We start from the raw sequence: 17566 nt of genomic DNA on the forward strand, positions 1-17566 counted from the left end.
TCCTAACTTATTTGTTTAGTCACTCATAAGTATAGCGCATTTACATGGCTTTTTTAATATCTAATGGGATTATGCATTTCATTTTACAACAGACCTTCTTTAAATTAAGTGTCAAACTCGAGATAAAAACCATAAAACCTCAAATCATTTCCACAATATTCCCAAAATAACTATTCATTATATTAAAATTCGCGTTTTTTATATTCATATTCCCTAATTTTATTTCTCTTTTTTTTGTAATAAATATTTCTTAAAGTTCCTGTTAAGATACTCAATGACAAAATAATTAAATTTAAAAAATGATTAGATATTTTATTAGCAAAAAAAACATAAAGAAGCATAGAGGTAATCATGATGAAAATTAAAAGAAACCAATCGATTCTAGTGAATTTCAATATTAACTTCCTCCTTTACAAGGATAATATATAGTAAAAATATTTCTCACTTTCTTATTTCAATTCTATATTTTTTCAAAATAAAAGCAAGATAATATATCCTTACGTAACCTCTGTATATTCTTTTATATGATCGTTTTATGGACAAGGACACGCATCATCAGAAATAATAAAAACCAATCTTAGTAACATCCTCACGATGTTTAAAAGATTGGTTTAAATTACACCTATTTAGTTGCATTAAGAAATGTATCCGCAAGGGCGTGAACCTGTTTAATATCTTCACCATCTGGCGCCAAATCAACTTTTAGATACTCACCAACAACCGTCGCACCTTGCGCAGTGAATTTATCAGCTAATATATCTAAAGCAACACCATATAACGGATAAAACGAGTCACAAGACCCAAACAGACTAAAGATTTTCCCTGATAGGTCTTCATCATCCAACTCATCATAAAAATCTTCTAGCTCAAATGGTAATTCACCATCCCCGTAAGTGTACGAGCCAAATAAGATGGCATCATAATCCGTTAAGTCAAACGCAAAAAAATCATCATGATTAATATGGTAAGATTGATACTCAACGGAATGTTTATCAAAATACGCTTTAAACTCTTCGGCGATCATTTCCGTATTACCGGTCATACTCGCATATACGATTGCAATCTTCATAACTTCACCTCACCATTATCATACGTGATAATGATTTTGTCAGTCAAGGTTTTCTATTCATCTAATTCCGCACGCTCTAAACATGCTTCAATGACTTCACGCATCATTTCATCAAAATGATATTTTTCAAAAACTTGCAGACCACGTTCTGTTACGCCACCCGGACTCGCTACCTCATCCATCAAGTCTTGCGGACATTTAAGGTCAGATGTCAACATCTCCGCTGAACCTTTAATCATTTGCGCGATCAATTGCTTAGCAGTAACTTCTGATATACCACTTTTTTGCGCTTCTTTGATTAAATTATCAGCCATTCGGTAAATGAAGGCTGGGCCACTTCCAGTGATCGGCGTTAATGCATGCATCTGCGTCTCTGTTAATTTCTTGAATTGACCAATACTAAATAGAATCTTTTCAATATAATATTCATGTTGATCATTCACATGCTCACCTAAAGCGAACAAGGTCATTGATTGACCTTTGGCAGCTGCCGTATTTGGCATTAACCAGCTTACTGGCGTTCCTTCTGGTAAACGCTCCTGCATATAACTTACATCAATACCTGCAGCAACTGTTAAAATCAATTGTTTCTCAACAACTTCACTCAGTTCTGCCAGGACTTCATCATGTGCTTCTGGCGGCATCGCTAAAATTATAATATTTTGATCAGAAACGTGATTTTGCCATTGCTCAGTCGAATTAACTCCAAAGCGTGATTCAACCTCTTCTAAACGTTCAACATTGCCATTATTACCAACTAAAACGTTCGTGAAACCCGCTTGTTTTAGACCTTTAATAATTGCCTGTGCCATTCGACCAGCGCCGACAATCAATATTTTTTCATCTGCCATGACTCACCACTCCTATAGTTAAATTATTCGATTCATTCCTTCGCGCTTACGTTACTTTAATACCCTTAATTAACCTTCAAGAAACGCATGCGCCAACGGAATCAATCACACTCCACTCTCTAATATAACGCACCCAAATGCATCAATGCAAGAACAAAAAGAACCCCTACTAGCTCGTTATCTCTAGCAGGGATTCCGTTCTTCATTATTTTGCAGTAACTTTCAACTCAACATCAATGTTGCCACGCGTTGCCTTAGAATACGGGCAGAAGTCATGAGCAAGTTTTGCTAAGTGCTCCGCTTCTTCTTGGTCAACACCTTTTATATCAACTTGCAATACGACACCTACTTTAAAGCCACCGTCACTTTCATCTTTCAATAAACTTACATCAGCCGTTAGTGTGGAATCAATCTCTTTCTTTTCTCGATCAGCGATCAAGTTTAACGCGCCATCATAACAGGCTGCATAGCCCGCTGCAAAAAGTTGCTCTGGATTTGAACCTTTTTCGCTAGATCCTGATGCCGGGTCAACTAAATTCAAATCAATGATCCCATCATCTGATTTTACGTGACCTTTACGTCCACCTTTAGCTGTTGCGTGTGAAGTAAACATTACATTACTCATTATTTGATCCACTCCTTTATATTTTTGCTACATATTATGTATACCTTTTTAGTCGGTTTTTAAACATCTATATTTAGAAACATTTTTTGTATGCGTCTTTCCATCACATTTCTAGTGATACACACCCATAACTTCTTCTGATTTGAATCAATAAAAAGATCTAGATCATTGATCTAGGGCAATCCCTACTAAGCTGATAGACATTATGAAGCTAAGCATAGTCTCAGGTATCTAAAAAGTTACAAACCGCATCAATCGCTGACACACCAACAAATTTAGAGCGTCTCATCATCTTTTCAACTAGCGCTTTTCTTCACCACCAGGGATGCAACTAAAGAAAAAAGTGCACCTTCTCTATTAAGAAGATACACCTTTGTATTTATGTTCGTACAATTGTTTTTTCTCGATTTAAAATTGCTTCCGCGTTTTTAACCCGTTCTTCTGATGGTGGTTCAACACCTTCAAGCGGATAAGCTAGACCGAGATTTTCCCATTTATAAACACCAAGTTTGTGATAAGGTAAAACATCAATCCGCTCGACATTTGAAAGAGTCGCAATAAAGTCTGATAATCGTTGCAAGAGTTGATCATCATCACTGCCACCAGGTATGAGCACGTGACGCGCCCAAATCGGCACACCTTTTTCATCCAAATACCGCGCCATGTCTAAGATATGTTGATTTGATACACCTGTTAATACCTTGTGTTTTTCATCATCAATTTGTTTAAAGTCGAATAAAATTAAATCGGTTACTTCCATTAACTTATCAAGCGTTTCAATGAAACGAGGGGCACGACTGAAACAACCACCTGATGAATCAATACACGTGTGAATGTCCAACTTTTTAAGTTCCGTGAATAATTCAAGTAAAAATTCCGCTTGAATTAACGGTTCACCACCACTAACTGTCACACCACCACCTGATGAATCAAAGAAGTCTTTGTAGGTCTTTATGTCATCGACCAGTTCTTTAACGGTCATTTCTTTGCCACCTGACATTTTCCAGGTATCTGGATTATGGCAAAATTGACAACGCAATAAACAACCTTGTGTGAATATTATATAGCGTAAACCTGGACCATCTACGGTACCAAGCGTTTCAATTGAGTGAATGTTTCCTTTCATGGTGTAACCCTCCTATACATGAACCTTATAAGCTTTCGTGGAACGTACGGTTAATAACATCAATTTGCTGTTCTCTTGTCAACTTAACAAAGTTAACAGCGTAACCCGATACACGGATGGTTAATTGCGGATACTCTTCTGGATGTTCCATTGCATCCATCAATGTTTCACGGTCAAATACGTTAACATTTAAGTGATGACCATTTTTCTTAATATAACCATCAAGCATTGCTGCTAGGTTTGTTTTTTGTGTATCATCATCTTTACCAAGTGCTTTTGGTACGATTGAGAATGTGTTAGAAATACCATCCATTGCGTACTCATATGGCATTTTAGCAACTGACATAAGTGAAGCTAATGAACCGTTTGTGTCGCGACCATGAAGTGGGTTAGCACCCGGTGCAAATGGTTCGCCAGCACGACGTCCGTCAGGTGTATTACCTGTTTTCTTACCATAGACAACGTTAGATGTAATCGTAAGCAGTGATTGTGTATGAACTGAATCACGGTACGTTTTATGTTGTTTAACTTTGTTCATGAAACGTTTCACTAAATCAGCAGCAATCATATCAACACGATCATCATTGTTACCGTATTTAGGGAAGTCGCCTTCTACTTCGTAATCAACAACTAAACCATCTTCATCACGAATGGTACGAACTTTTGCAAATTTGATTGCACTTAATGAATCAGCTACTACTGAAAGACCCGCAATACCACACGCCATTGTGCGGAATACTTCACGATCATGAAGCGCCATTTCAATTCTTTCATAGCTGTACTTATCGTGCATGTAGTGAATGATATTTAAGGCATTAACATAAACGCCTGATAACCAATCTAACATTGTGTCGTATTTACCCATTACTTCATCAAAATCTAAGTACTCAGAAGTGATCGGTGCGAATCCTGGCGCTACTTGCGCTTTAGATTTCTCATCAACACCACCATTGATTGAGTAAAGTAAGGCTTTTGCTAAGTTTACACGTGCACCAAAGAATTGCATTTGTTTACCAATACGCATGGCAGATACACAACAAGCAATACCATAGTCATCGCCATAGTGACCGCGCATTAAATCGTCATTTTCATATTGAATTGAACTTGATTGAATTGACATTTTCGCGCAATATTTTTTATAGTTCTCAGGTAATTTTTCTGACCAAAGTACAGTTAAGTTTGGCTCAGGTGCTGGACCTAAGTTATCTAATGTGTGCAAGAAACGGTATGAGTTTTTCGTAACTAACGAACGACCATCTTCTGCCATACCTGCTAGAGATTCCGTTACCCACGTTGGGTCACCTGAGAATAATTCATTGTATTCAGGCGTTCTTGCGAATTTAACAAGACGTAACTTCATAACAAAGTGATCAACGAGTTCTTGTGCTTCTTCTTCAGTCATCACACCATTAGCGATATCACGTTCAATGTAAATATCTAAGAATGTAGATGTCCGGCCAAGACTCATTGCTGCACCGTTTTGTTCTTTAACCGCTGCCAGATAGCCAAGGTATAACCATTGGAATGCTTCTTGCGCGTTTTGAGCTGGTTTAGAAATATCGAAACCATAAATTTTACCTAATTGCTTTAATTCTTGTAGGGCACGGTATTGTTCTGAATGCTCTTCACGATCACGAATAACATCGTCACTCATCACACCATTACCACCGATTAAATCATAATCAGCTTTTTTCATTTCTAATAATTTATCGATACCGTAAAGGGCTACACGACGGTAATCACCGATGATACGTCCACGTCCATAAGCATCTGGTAAACCTGTTACGATACCTGCGCGACGCGCTGCACGAATTTCTGCATTATAAGCATCGAATACACCTTGATTGTGTGTCTTACGATATTCAGTAAAGATTTTTTCTACTTCTTCATCTAATTTATAGCCATAAGATTCAGCAGATACAGATGCCATGCGGATACCGCCGAATGGTTGAAGTGAACGTTTGAAAGGAATATCCGTTTGAACACCGACAACTTTTTCAAGACCTTCATCTAAATAACCGGCATCGTGTGAAGTAATTGTTGAGACAATTTTCGTATCAAGATCGTATACGCCACCACGTTCACGTTCTTCTTTTGTTAAATGCATTACTTTATCCCAAAGTTTAGTTGTGTTATCAGTAGGGCCCACTAAGAATGATTCGTCACCTTCATATTCTGTAAAGTTCTTGATAATAAAGTCACGTACATCAATCTCTTTTTGCCATCTACCTTCACGGAAACCGTTCCAAGCGCTGTTCATTGTTACTTCTTCTGCAGTTTTCATTCCGCTACCTCCTTGAATTTTATATCACATGATCTTTTGATTAATTAACTTATACTAACAGTATATACCGTTTGGTATAAAAAATAAAGTGAAACCCATCACATTTTAAAACTGTTATAGTGAATGTTCATAATTTGTTCAAATTTTATTACGGTAAAGGATTTCACTAATGTCATACTTTTAAATCTATTAAAAACACTGATTTCATAAGGTTTAACCTAGTGACTTAGATACTCTAAATAACCTTAGAAAGTGATAACAACAAACCTGTATTACTCTGTTATAGTTTTTGTATACATCTATATTAATACAGTAAAACGTTTTCAATAACCTCTCATTTCCCTAGCTAACTCACTAAAATGATTTTTAATCAGCTTCATTAGTTGCTTATTACTTTACAACGTTTTTAAAAGGAATCATTATATGAGTTAGGAGGCGATAATATTGAACAACTTTACATTTCATAACCCAACAAAATTAATTTTTGGAAAAGGTACACTCACCCAACTCGCGGATGAGGTTAGACCTTATGGAAAGAACGTTTTACTTGTATATGGCGGTGGCAGCATCAAGCGCAATGGTATTTACGCTGACGTATTGGCTGAGCTCGAAAAAATTGATGCACATGTTACCGAGCTTTCAGGCGTTGAGCCTAACCCACGTTTAGCAACGGTCAGAAAAGGCATTGAGCTCGTTGAATCCCATCAGATTGACTTCATCCTTGCCGTAGGTGGTGGTAGTACAATTGACTGCACAAAAGCAATTGCTGTTGGCGCAAAATCAACAGATGATATTTGGGATATTATTTCTAAGAAAGGGCAGGCTACGGATGCCGTACCATTCGGTACCGTTTTGACCTTGGCTGCAACTGGGTCTGAAATGAACGCCGGATCGGTTATTACAAATTGGGATACCAATGAGAAATTTGGTTGGGGAAGCCCTTACGCATACCCAACATTTTCAATTTTAGATCCTGCGCATACGCTATCCGTACCCGAAGACCAAACCATTTACGGAATTGTTGACATTATGTCCCATGCACTTGAACATTACTTCCACCACGAAACGACACCGCTACAAGATTATATGGTTGAAGGTATCCTTAAGACAGTAATTGAAACCGGACCAAAATTAATGAGTGACCTAGACAACGTCGATCATCGCGCTACAATTCTTTATGCAGGAACCATGGCACTAAACGGCATGGTAAGCATGGGGTATCACGGCGATTGGGCGACACATAATTTAGAGCACGCCGTCTCTGCTGTTCATGACATTCCGCATGGTGGTGGTCTAGCCATTCTCTTCCCTCACTGGATGGAACATGTTTTAGAAACTGATGTCGATCGTTTTAAACAAATGGCGACACGCGTCTTTGGTCTAGAACAAGGTCACATGTCAGATCATGAATTTGCTTTATGTGGAATTCAACGATTACGCGCATTTTGGACATCAATTGGCGCACCCGTTTCATTTAAAGATTATGAAATTGATGCTTCAACGATTGAAGAAATGGCTGATCATACTGTCCGTTTAAGCGATAGCTTCGGTGGCTTTAAATCATTAAATCGTGCTGATGCAGTTGCAATTTATCAAGCTAGCCTCTAAACACCTAAGTAATCATTAGCTATTAAAGTAAAACCCCTTCGTTGACTAGGACGAAGGGGTTTTTGGTATATAACTATTTAAAAGGGGAAACTTAAATTACTTACCTACAAAGGCATTGCGGTAGACATCAGCAAGTTCTGTTACTAACGGCAATTTAGGGTTTGCCGTTGTACATTGATCTTCAAACGCACGATCTGCTAGATAATCCACACGTGCTTCAAATTCTTTTTTGTCGACGCCGTTTTCAGCGATTGACATTGGGATGTTTAATTTTTTCGCTAAATCATAGACTGCATTTACTAAACTTTCAACGCCTTCTTCAGTAGTTTTAGCTGGTAATCCTAATGATTGTGCAATTTCTGCATAGCGTTTATCTGCTACGAAGTGCTCATATTTAGGGAACGAGTTGAATTTTGTTGGTTTTTTCGCATTGTAACGAATAACATGCGGCATAAGAATTGCATTAGCACGACCGTGTGCAATATGGAATTCAGCACCTAGTTTGTGCGCTAAACTATGGTTAATACCTAAGAATGCGTTGGCAAAAGCCATACCCGCAAGCGCTGAAGCGTTGTGCATTTTCTCACGCGCAAATTCATTAGATCCGTCTTTGTATGCTGTAACTAAGTTATCAAAGACCAATTTGATTGCTTTCATTGCCAAACCATCAGTGTAATCATTAGCTAAAACCGACACATATGCTTCAATTGCGTGTGTTAATACATCCATACCTGTATCAGCTGTGATGACTGGTGGTACTGTCATAACAAACTGTGGATCGATAATCGCAACATCTGGTGTTAATGCATAATCCGCTAATGGATATTTAATGTTGTTTTCTTTGTCAGTGATTACAGTAAACGGTGTAACCTCAGAACCAGTACCTGATGTCGTCGGAATCGCAACAAATTGTGCTTTGTTTCCTAACTCAGGGAATTTATAGACACGTTTACGAATATCCAAGAATTTTTGTTTAATGCCATCAAATTCAGTATCTGGGTGTTCATGGAATAACCACATACCTTTAGCGGCATCCATTGCAGAACCACCACCTAAAGCGATGATAACATCTGGCTCAAATGCGTCCATTGCTGCCGTACCACGCATAACTGTTTCTTTTGATGGATCCGGCTCTACATCTGAGAAGATTTCACAGTGTACATAGTCCGAACGCTTACGTAAGTGATACAACACTTTATCAACGTAACCTAATTTAACCATCATTGGATCAGTTACGATCATTGCTTTTGTGATCTTAGGCATTTTTTGTAAATATTGAATTGAATTTTTCTCAAAGTAAATTTTTTCAGGAACTTTAAACCATTGCATATTATTATTCCTTCTCGCTAGTTTTTTAATGTTAATTAAGTTTGCTGCACCAACGTTTTGTGATACTGAGTTTCCACCGTAAGAACCACAACCTAGCGTTAATGATGGAAGGTAAGCATTATAGATATCACCAATCGCTCCTTGTGATGACGGTGCATTCGTAATTAGACGACCCGCTTTCATACGTTTAGCGAATTGATCAATCACGTCTTGATCATTTGAGTGAATAACTGCAGAGTGACCTAAACCACCGAATTCTAGCATTTCTTCTGAGCGAGTCAAACCTTCTTCTGTGCTATTTACTTTGTAAGCAGCAAGAACTGGGCTTAATTTCTCGCGAGATAGTGGATGATCTGGACCAACGCCTGTTAATTCAGCAACAAGAATCTTAGTATCTTCTGGTACTTTAACGCCTGCCATTTCAGCAATTAGTACTGGTTTCATCCCCACAATTTTAGGGTTAACAGCACAAGTATCTTCGTTAATGACAAGTTTTTCTACTTTAGCTTTTTCAGCTGGTGTTAAGAAGTGAACTTTGTTATTAATCATTTCTTGTTTAACTTCGTCATAGATTTCTTTATCAGCAATAACCGCTTGTTCTGATGCACAAATCATACCATTATCAAATGTTTTTGACATAATAAGATCATTTACAGAACGCTTAATGTTTGCTGTCTTTTCAATGTAGCACGGAACGTTCCCTGCACCGACACCAAGCGCTGGTTTACCAGAGCTGTATGCTGATTTAACCATGCCTGGACCACCTGTTGCAAGAATTGTTGCGACACCAGGGTGTTTCATTAATGCTTGAGTTCCTTCAATTGAAGGCTTTTCAACCCATTGAATACAGTTTTCAGGAGCGCCGGCTTTTACTGCTGCTTCATATAAAATACGAGCTGCTTCTGAACTACATTTTTGCGCGCCTGGGTGGAATGCAAAGATGATTGGGTTTCCAGTTTTAATTGAAATTAGTGATTTAAACATTGCTGTTGATGTTGGGTTTGTTACTGGTGTAACACCTGCAACAACACCGATTGGTTCAGCGATTTCTACAACACCATCATGTTCGTTTTCACTAATCACACCAATTGTGCGATCGTACTTGATGTTGTGGTAAACATATTCAGTTGCAAAGATGTTTTTGATGATCTTATCTTCATAAACACCACGCCCTGTTTCTTCAACCGCTAATTTCGCAAGGTACATGTGCTTGTCAAGACCAGCTAGTGCCATTGCTTTTACGATATCATTGATTTGATCTTGGTCTAGCTTTCTCATTTCTGCTAGTGCCTGTTGTGCGTTTGTAGCTAGTTTGTCAATCGCTTCTGCTACTGTTGGTTCTTTTACTTCATTTTTTTTGTCTGTTTTTGTGACCATTGTGTTAGCCTCCTAATATTGTATGTGAAATTATGAGCAATAAAGCTCAAAAAAATTAAACGAAATTCATAACCGACGGGTTGCGAGGAATTTTAACAAATGAAACATCATTGATCAATCGTGTATTGTTTTTAATTACAACAACATGCTGATCTGTCCAGATAAAATTCGGAATGTCTTTACCCTCTTCTAAGCTCATTGCTTCGAATCGGTCATCGACATGTGCTTCAAAAAACTCTTGCGTATAAAATTCAGCATCAGTACCAAAGTCTCTCCACTCTGTTAATATCATTTTATACCCCCCTCGTTCTTTCTGATTTCATCATATCATCTGTATGCGCTTACAAAATACTGAAATTGTGACAGGTTTGTGAAACTATTCACATTTAATGATTTACCATCTCCACTCACTAATCAAAACGTTGATGTAACAGGGTTTTCTGATAAAAAGCAAGCTATTATATTTGATATTTCAAAATTGAAACAGGATCTAACTGTTACATTTTCAAATTATTTGGAATGACACAGAATGATAACGCTTACATATACACACTTAACCGACCACGCTTGCTCTCTACTTCTCCATCAATCCGCTCAACGTACAACTCCCCTTAACACTACCTTTTTTTATTAAACTTAGATGTCAGTTATTTGCTCACACGGCTTTCGAACAACTGATTAATATACTAAAAAAGCACTAAGATGCCTCATGTTCGCACCTCACTACTTTTTCAGGTTTTTTTAAGTTTATATAGAAGAAACGCATCAGCGATTAACAGTTTTTAAAAATATACGGCCGCTTTCCGTGCCATTCTAACGATAAATCACACCCGAAAAACGTTGACAAGCTGGCTTGGTTTATTAACTCTTCAACAGGTCCTGCTTGATGAATACGTCCCGCTTTCAACATGCACACATGTGTAAAACCCGGTAAGATTTCATCGACATGATGTGTCACATACAACACCATTGGGGCATCATCTTTATTCATTAACTGCGCCACCGTAGCTAAGACTTGCTCTTTCGCGACAAAATCAAGACCACTGGTCGGTTCGTCTAATATTAATAATTTGGGTTCACGCATCAAAGCACGAGCAATCATAACACGTTGGCGCTCTCCTTGTGATAATGTCTCAAATGATCGGTCTGCATAATCGAAGGCGCCAACATCCTTTAATCGCTGTTGCGCTCTTATACGCATGGCATCGGTTGGAGACTGATATAAACCAATCGATTGAAATCCACCACTTAGTACAATTTGATAAGCTGAATCATCGTTATAAAAACGCTGCTTTAATGTGTCAGAAACTAAGCCGATGGACTGCCTTAACGACTCACCTAGCGGATCTCGCCCGAACGTTTTACCTAGCACCGTCACCTCACCTTTAGCTGGAAAGTGGTACGCACTTAACATATGAAGTAGCGCGGTTTTTCCTGCTCCATTTAATCCGAGTAAAACCCATTGTTCACCTTTTTTAACTTCCCATGATAGATCATCTAAAATCCATTTCCCTTGTCTAAGTAACCCAACATTTTTAAGCGACAGCATTAAGTCTTTCCCCTTTCTTCTATATAATAGATACCTTACTTTTAAAAGCGCTATTTTACTTCAATCCAAGCCTATATATCTGTTATACTAGCCTTGAGGTGAGATAGATGTCAAAAAACATGGATGACTATTTACAAGAAGGCATGTATGGTCAAAAACAAACAAAACCTGATGAGCGACGATTATTCTTAGGCAGCCTGCGCGAACGGGCAGCATTTGTGTTAACAAGAGATCAAATTCGCGATAAACGCGGGCTTAATGTATTTGAAGAAAAACTTAAAAAGCATCCGGATGCTCATGTGTTATTTAATGCTTTACTATCACTTGATACATTAAGTCCCTACCGAAGACTTGCTTTAAAACACGGGATTCGTTATACCATCGTGGATGAAAAATCCAATAAAAGCGGCTACGGTCTGGTCTTAACATATGACCATGCCGTGGATTTAAATGATATTTTTTATCGTGCACCAAAAATTAAAGAACCAGATCGACCAAAAAAACGCTCATGGTTAGATAAATTGTTTGGCATGAATGACTAACTTACAACACCTCGTCACAATATTGTGCCGAGGTGTTGTAAGCATTATTATACTGATTTAAGTACCTTCACTAAGCGATCCATTCCCTCTTCAATCAAATCTGGTGTCGCATTCGTAAAGTTCAACCGCAGCGTATGCCTTTTTTTACTGCCCACATAAAATGGTTGCCCTGGAACAAATGCAACGCCCGCTGCGACTGCGATTTCGAGCAATGCCTGCGGATCATAACGTTCAGGTAGAGTTACCCAGAAAAACATTCCGCCCTTCGGCTCAAGGTACGTCAGCCCCTCAATATTTGCATTATCTAATCGACGTTTCATGATTTCCATTCGCCCCTTATAGGTTTCACGAATGGTTTCAATGTGCTGATCTAAATCGTAGTCGTTAAGTAAATGAGATAAGGCATGCTGACTTATTGAATTCGTGTGTAAATCCGCTGCCTGTTTCGCCTGCGCAATTAGACGAATGATTTGGTGTGGACCCGTAATCCATCCTATTCGCATCGCGGGTACAACTGTTTTGGAGATTGTACTCGTATAGACAACATATTGATTCGATGTATCCATTGCCGCTAAACTCTTTGGCATTGATGCTGGGTCAAATTGAATGTCACCATAAGGATCATCTTCCATAATAACGACATGATAACGTTCTGCTAACTTCATCAACATGTCCCGTCGCGCTTGCGACCACACTTTACCATCAGGGTTGGAGAAAGTTGGTACGACATAGATGCATTTCGGATGATGTTGTTTTATTTTCTCTTCCAAATCGCTTTCAATCATTCCATCAACATCTGAGTCAACTGGGATGACCTGTGTCTCATAAGATGCAAATACCTGTAGCGCAGCGAGGTAAGTAGGGTTCTCTGTAAGAATAACATCCCCTGGGTTAAACATGACGCGTGAAAATAAGTCGATCGCTTGTTGAGAACCTGAAGTAACGAGTACATCTTTTGCTTTTCGTTGGATGCCTTTTTTGCTCATCCGTCCTGCAAGTTGTTTCCTTAATGCCATAACCCCTTCTGTTTCTGCGTATTGGAGTGCTTTGTTCCCAGAACGAATCGCTTTACTAAATGCTTTCTCTACCGCATCGACCGGAAAGAGACCTTCATCAGGCAATCCTCCTGCGAATGAAATGACGTCGCCTTTATTGACAACTTTTAAAATATCACGCACTGCTGATGAATCAAAATAACGCACCCGATCTGCAAATCCATATTTCATTTATCTCCCCTTCTTTCTTTATCTATTAACCTAATATTGCCCGGTCATCATCTAAATGCGTCCCGCGAATGCGCTGAAATTCATGAAGTAATTTTTCAACTGTTAGGGCTTGTTTTTTCGCTCCGCGAATATCTAAGATAATTTGACCCTTGTCCATCATAATTAAACGATTTCCTAGGTCAAGCGCTTGTTGCATATTATGTGTAACCATCAGTGTAGTGAGACCTGTCTCTTTGACAACATCACCGGTTAAATCTGTAATTAATGCTGCTCGTGATGGATCAAGTGCAGCTGTATGCTCATCAAGCAATAGGATATCAGGTTCAGTAAATGTTGCCATTAATAACGATAAAGCCTGACGTTCTCCGCCAGATAATAAACCTACCTTCGCATTTAACCGGTCTTCTAATCCAAGATGAAGGGTTTTTAGCTTTTCTTTAAACAGTTCACGACGTTTCTTATTTACGCCCGGAACTAAATAACGTTTCTTATTTCTACTATAAGCCATTGCCAAGTTCTCTTCAATCGTCATTGTAGGAGAAGTACCGGCCATCGGATCTTGAAAGACACGCCCAATCCGCTTAGCACGTTTATACTCAGGAAGGGCAGTAACATTTTGTTGATTGATTGACACTGTACCAACATCAGGATACAAGGCACCTGAAATCATATTCATCAACGTTGATTTACCTGCCCCGTTACTACCGATTACTGTTACAAACTCACCTTGTTCTAACGTTAATTGAATCGACTGTAATGCCTTTTTTTCATCAGCTGTTCCTTCATTAAATGTAACCGAGACATGTTCTAGAGCTAACATGCTAAGCCCCCTCCTTTATTTGCTCAGTAAGCGCGACTCTCTTTTTCTTCTTTCGCGTACGCTCTTTATATGTTTCGATTAACCTTGGCATCACTAACGCTAAGATAACTAAAAGGGCGGTAATCAATCGCGTATCGCCATTATCTAAAAAGTCAGCACGTAGCGCTAAGGTGACAACTACACGGTAAATAATCGAACCAATAATAACCGCAAAAGTTGTTCGCATGATTGACTTCGTTCCAACCACAGACTCTCCGATGATTACAGAAGCAAGACCAACAACAATCATCCCGATTCCCATGTTCAAATCTGAAAACCCAGTGAATTGCGCATATAATCCCCCTGCTAAGGCGACGAGTGCATTCGAAAACCCTAAACCGATCACCGTTAGAAAATCTGTATTCGCAGAAAAGCTACGAATCATACGTTCATTGTCTCCAGTCGCTCGTAGGGCTAAACCTATCTCTGTCTTCAAGAAATAATCGGTCACAAATTTAATGAAAAAAGTGACGACAAGCATGACTAACAACACAGAATACGTTGAAGGTGTTCGTTCTAAACCAAGTCCCGTGAGACCTTGATTAATGATCCCATCAAGACCGGCGGATTCAAATACGTTTTTTAGTTGAGTGAAAACCGTCGATTGATTAAGAAGTGGAATCGTCGATTGGCCCATAATTCTTAAGTTTATTGAGTAGAGGGCGGTCATCATTAAGATACCGGATAGTAAGGGATTAACCTTACCTTTTGTATTTAATAAACCGGTAATCGTACCCGCGATAAATCCACAAACAATCGCAATAAATGTAGCAATAATTGCAGGCATTCCATTCGTAATTAAGATAGCTGTCACCGCACCACCTGTGACAAAACTTCCATCAACAGTTAAATCCGGGAAATCTAAAATTCGAAAAGTTAAATAGACACCGAGTGCCATAATAGCAAAAATAATACCTGATTCAAATGCATTAAAGATAGAAATAAACACGTTTTAAACTCCCCTTCTTAAGTGATAAGGCCGACGTTTACGAAGTAAACGTCAGCCTCTCACTTTCTATTTATTCAGCTGAAAGCGCCTCGTCCCATTCGCTTTTCCAAGTAATTCCTTGTTCTTCAGCTGCCGCTTGATTCACAAATAATGATATTTCTGGTGGGTATTCAACCGGAATCTCTTTCGGTGTGTTTGTGCCTGTCAATATTTCAGCCGCCATCTCACCTGAGCGGTAGCCAATGGTATAATAATCGATTCCAAAGGTAGCAAAACCGCCACGTTTTAAGGAATCTGGCTCACCAACAATGAGTGGCATATCTTGCTCGTTTGCCACACCCACAACACTTTCGAGAGCTGAAACAACCGTATTGTCTGTCACAATGTAATACAGATCTGCATCGCCAACAAGTGATGTTGCTGCTTGCTGAACTTCAGCCGAACTCGCAACCGTTCGCTCAACGACTGATAAGCTTGTACTAGCGGCTGCTTCTTTCACAGCTTCAACTTGCACAACTGAATTCTGTTCACCAGTGTTATATATGAGGCCAATTGTTTGACCAGTGAAATGTTCTTCGATAAAATTCACTGTTTCTGTGATTGCGTCTGGATGCATATCAAGCACACCGGTAATATTGTCACCTGGTTCATCCATCGCTGTTACCAGCCCCGCCGCAACCGCATCAGTTACTGAAGTAAAGACGATTGGGATATCGTTTGTTGCTTGTAAAGCTGTTAATGCACTTGGTGTTGCATTAGCAAAGATTAAATCAACATCATCAGCCACAAAATTCTGAGCGATGGTTAAGGCAGTTGTTTGGTCCCCTTGCGCACTTTGTGCATCATATTCAACAGCTAAGCCTTGATCCGCTAACGCTTGTTTAAATCCTTCGAACGCTTGATCAAGTGATGGATGCTCAACGATTTGCGTTGCACCAATTTGATAAGTTGTTGTCTCTTTGTTTGTTTCCGTGTCTTCTGCTTCTGCATCATCAGCAGCATTACAAGCAGCAACCAACAACACGCTAAATAGCATAACTATTAATAGTGCGAACTTTTTCATGATAGTCTCCCCTTATTGTTTATCTTTTTTTAATTTTCAGAATATATGACGATTATTATAGCATAATTATACGGAAAGTGGTATATCATTTTTACTTAATTCTGAATTTTTCGTTTATCAACGGATGTTAGTGTCATGGAGTTACAGAAACTGTTCAGTTCGCATGCAAAACAGATGAAAATACACCCCTTTTACGCCAAGTAAAAAGGGTGTAAATAAATACGAAAGTTCATTGTCAAAAACTATTGCTTCATCTTTTCAACAGGTAATTCCGGATAACTGATCCAATCACTAAAACTACCGGGATACAATTTCACATGTTTAAAACCAATCGACTTAAGCGCTAAATAGTTCATACACGCAGACACACCTGAACCACATGATAAAATGACTTCTTCATCTGGATTTAAGTCTTGAAAAACTTGGCGTAACTCGGCTTTTGACTTCCAAGTGCCATCACTATTTAACACTTGTTGCCAATCATAACACTTCGCGCCAGGAATATGACCCTTCTTCGTATACAATGGCTCTATTTGCCCCAAATAACGCTCTAAACTTCGCGCATCTGTTAACGTGATCCCTAGTTCATCTTTGTGTCTTTTCACATAATCAATATCAACCACAAAAGACTCATCTTTAACAAAAGGTGCGCTTGTTTTTTGAGGACGTTGAACGACTGACGTTGTCGGATAACCCAACGTTTTCCAACGTTCAAACCCACCATTTAAAATCTTAACCGATTGGTGTTGATAATAATCGAGCAGCCAGTACAACCTTGATGCAAACATCGCGTTGCCTTGATCATAAATGACTACTGGTGTATCTTTATCAATACCCGCTCGTCTTAATTTCTCAGTAAATAGCGCTTCATCCGGTAACGGATGATTTCCACCATGTGTCTGAGGCGCATTTGATAAATCTTCATTTAATCCAAAGTAGAGCGCACCAGGAATATGTGCAGTTTCGTAGAGCGCTTTACCTTTTTTAGGATCAAACAATTCAAAGCGTGTATCAATAATTGTGTACCCATCAATCTTTTCAAGTAGCACTTCTGGTTCAATCAAGAATTCCACCTTTAGCAACCTCCAATTAAATAAGCTAAGTTATCA

General features: G+C 38.8%; 15 protein-coding genes. 2 read left to right on the plus strand and 13 right to left on the minus strand.

Annotated elements, in window-relative coordinates; all coding sequences use genetic code 11:
• Positions 1-622: 622 nt before the first annotated feature.
• From DES38_RS07190 to pflB, 5 genes are all read right to left on the minus strand, one after another.
• Positions 623-1069, minus strand: coding sequence for a flavodoxin domain-containing protein (locus tag DES38_RS07190; protein WP_110251436.1), 447 nt, complete (start codon positions 1067-1069; stop codon positions 623-625).
• Between the two features lie 53 nt (positions 1070-1122).
• A complete protein-coding gene (gene proC, locus DES38_RS07195) occupies positions 1123-1920 on the minus strand; it encodes a pyrroline-5-carboxylate reductase (protein WP_110251437.1) in 798 nt (265 codons plus the stop codon).
• Positions 1921-2125: 205 nt separating this feature from the next.
• Positions 2126-2545 (minus strand): organic hydroperoxide resistance protein, encoded by a 420-nt coding sequence (locus DES38_RS07200; RefSeq protein WP_110251438.1) that lies wholly within the window; start codon positions 2543-2545, stop codon positions 2126-2128.
• Positions 2546-2924: 379 nt separating this feature from the next.
• A complete protein-coding gene (gene pflA / locus DES38_RS07205) occupies positions 2925-3671 on the minus strand; it encodes a pyruvate formate-lyase-activating protein (protein ID WP_110251439.1) in 747 nt (248 codons plus the stop codon).
• A 25-nt stretch (positions 3672-3696) separates the two neighbouring features.
• Entirely contained in the window at positions 3697-5955 is a 2259-nt protein-coding gene (gene pflB, locus DES38_RS07210; RefSeq protein WP_110251440.1) for a formate C-acetyltransferase, read from the minus strand.
• A gap of 444 nt (positions 5956-6399) precedes the next feature.
• Between pflB and DES38_RS07215 the strand changes: the two genes are divergently transcribed.
• The gene (locus DES38_RS07215; protein WP_110251441.1) at positions 6400-7563 is read left to right on the plus strand and encodes an iron-containing alcohol dehydrogenase; all 1164 of its coding nucleotides are present in this window, start codon (positions 6400-6402) and stop codon (positions 7561-7563) included.
• A 96-nt stretch (positions 7564-7659) separates the two neighbouring features.
• Here DES38_RS07215 and adhE read toward each other — a convergent pair whose 3' ends face one another.
• The 3 genes from adhE to DES38_RS07230 all read right to left on the minus strand — a co-directional run bounded on the left by adhE (position 7660) and on the right by DES38_RS07230 (position 11818).
• Positions 7660-10269: a bifunctional acetaldehyde-CoA/alcohol dehydrogenase gene (adhE, locus tag DES38_RS07220; RefSeq protein WP_110251442.1), complete on the minus strand. Its 2610-nt coding sequence runs from the start codon at positions 10267-10269 to the stop codon at positions 7660-7662.
• Between the two features lie 55 nt (positions 10270-10324).
• Positions 10325-10561: a hypothetical protein gene (locus tag DES38_RS07225; protein WP_110251443.1), complete on the minus strand. Its 237-nt coding sequence runs from the start codon at positions 10559-10561 to the stop codon at positions 10325-10327.
• Positions 10562-11041: 480 nt separating this feature from the next.
• Positions 11042-11818, minus strand: a complete 777-nt coding sequence (locus DES38_RS07230; RefSeq protein WP_110251444.1) for an ABC transporter ATP-binding protein — start codon at positions 11816-11818, stop codon at positions 11042-11044.
• A 107-nt stretch (positions 11819-11925) separates the two neighbouring features.
• Between DES38_RS07230 and DES38_RS07235 the strand changes: the two genes are divergently transcribed.
• Positions 11926-12360 carry a YueI family protein gene (locus DES38_RS07235; protein WP_110251445.1) on the plus strand — a complete coding sequence of 145 codons (435 nt, stop codon included), beginning with the start codon at positions 11926-11928 and terminating at the stop codon, positions 12358-12360.
• 47 nt (positions 12361-12407) lie between these two features.
• Here the strand turns inward: DES38_RS07235 and DES38_RS07240 are convergent, their stop codons facing one another.
• The 5 genes from DES38_RS07240 to DES38_RS07260 all read right to left on the minus strand — a co-directional run bounded on the left by DES38_RS07240 (position 12408) and on the right by DES38_RS07260 (position 17530).
• Positions 12408-13586, minus strand: coding sequence for an aminotransferase-like domain-containing protein (locus DES38_RS07240; RefSeq protein ID WP_110251446.1), 1179 nt, complete (start codon positions 13584-13586; stop codon positions 12408-12410).
• Positions 13587-13611: 25 nt separating this feature from the next.
• Positions 13612-14406: an ABC transporter ATP-binding protein gene (locus tag DES38_RS07245; RefSeq protein ID WP_110251447.1), complete on the minus strand. Its 795-nt coding sequence runs from the start codon at positions 14404-14406 to the stop codon at positions 13612-13614.
• Position 14407: 1 nt separating this feature from the next.
• Positions 14408-15394: an ABC transporter permease gene (locus DES38_RS07250; RefSeq protein ID WP_110251448.1), complete on the minus strand. Its 987-nt coding sequence runs from the start codon at positions 15392-15394 to the stop codon at positions 14408-14410.
• Between the two features lie 70 nt (positions 15395-15464).
• On the minus strand, positions 15465-16457 hold the full coding sequence (locus tag DES38_RS07255; RefSeq protein ID WP_110251449.1) for an ABC transporter substrate-binding protein: 993 nt from the start codon (positions 16455-16457) through the stop codon (positions 15465-15467).
• A 242-nt stretch (positions 16458-16699) separates the two neighbouring features.
• On the minus strand, positions 16700-17530 hold the full coding sequence (locus tag DES38_RS07260; protein WP_110251450.1) for a sulfurtransferase: 831 nt from the start codon (positions 17528-17530) through the stop codon (positions 16700-16702).
• Between the last annotated feature and the right edge of the window lie 36 nt (positions 17531-17566).

Origin of the sequence: Streptohalobacillus salinus (genome assembly GCF_003201605.1) — a bacterium.
Taxonomy (GTDB): domain Bacteria; phylum Bacillota; class Bacilli; order Bacillales; family Amphibacillaceae; genus Streptohalobacillus; species Streptohalobacillus salinus.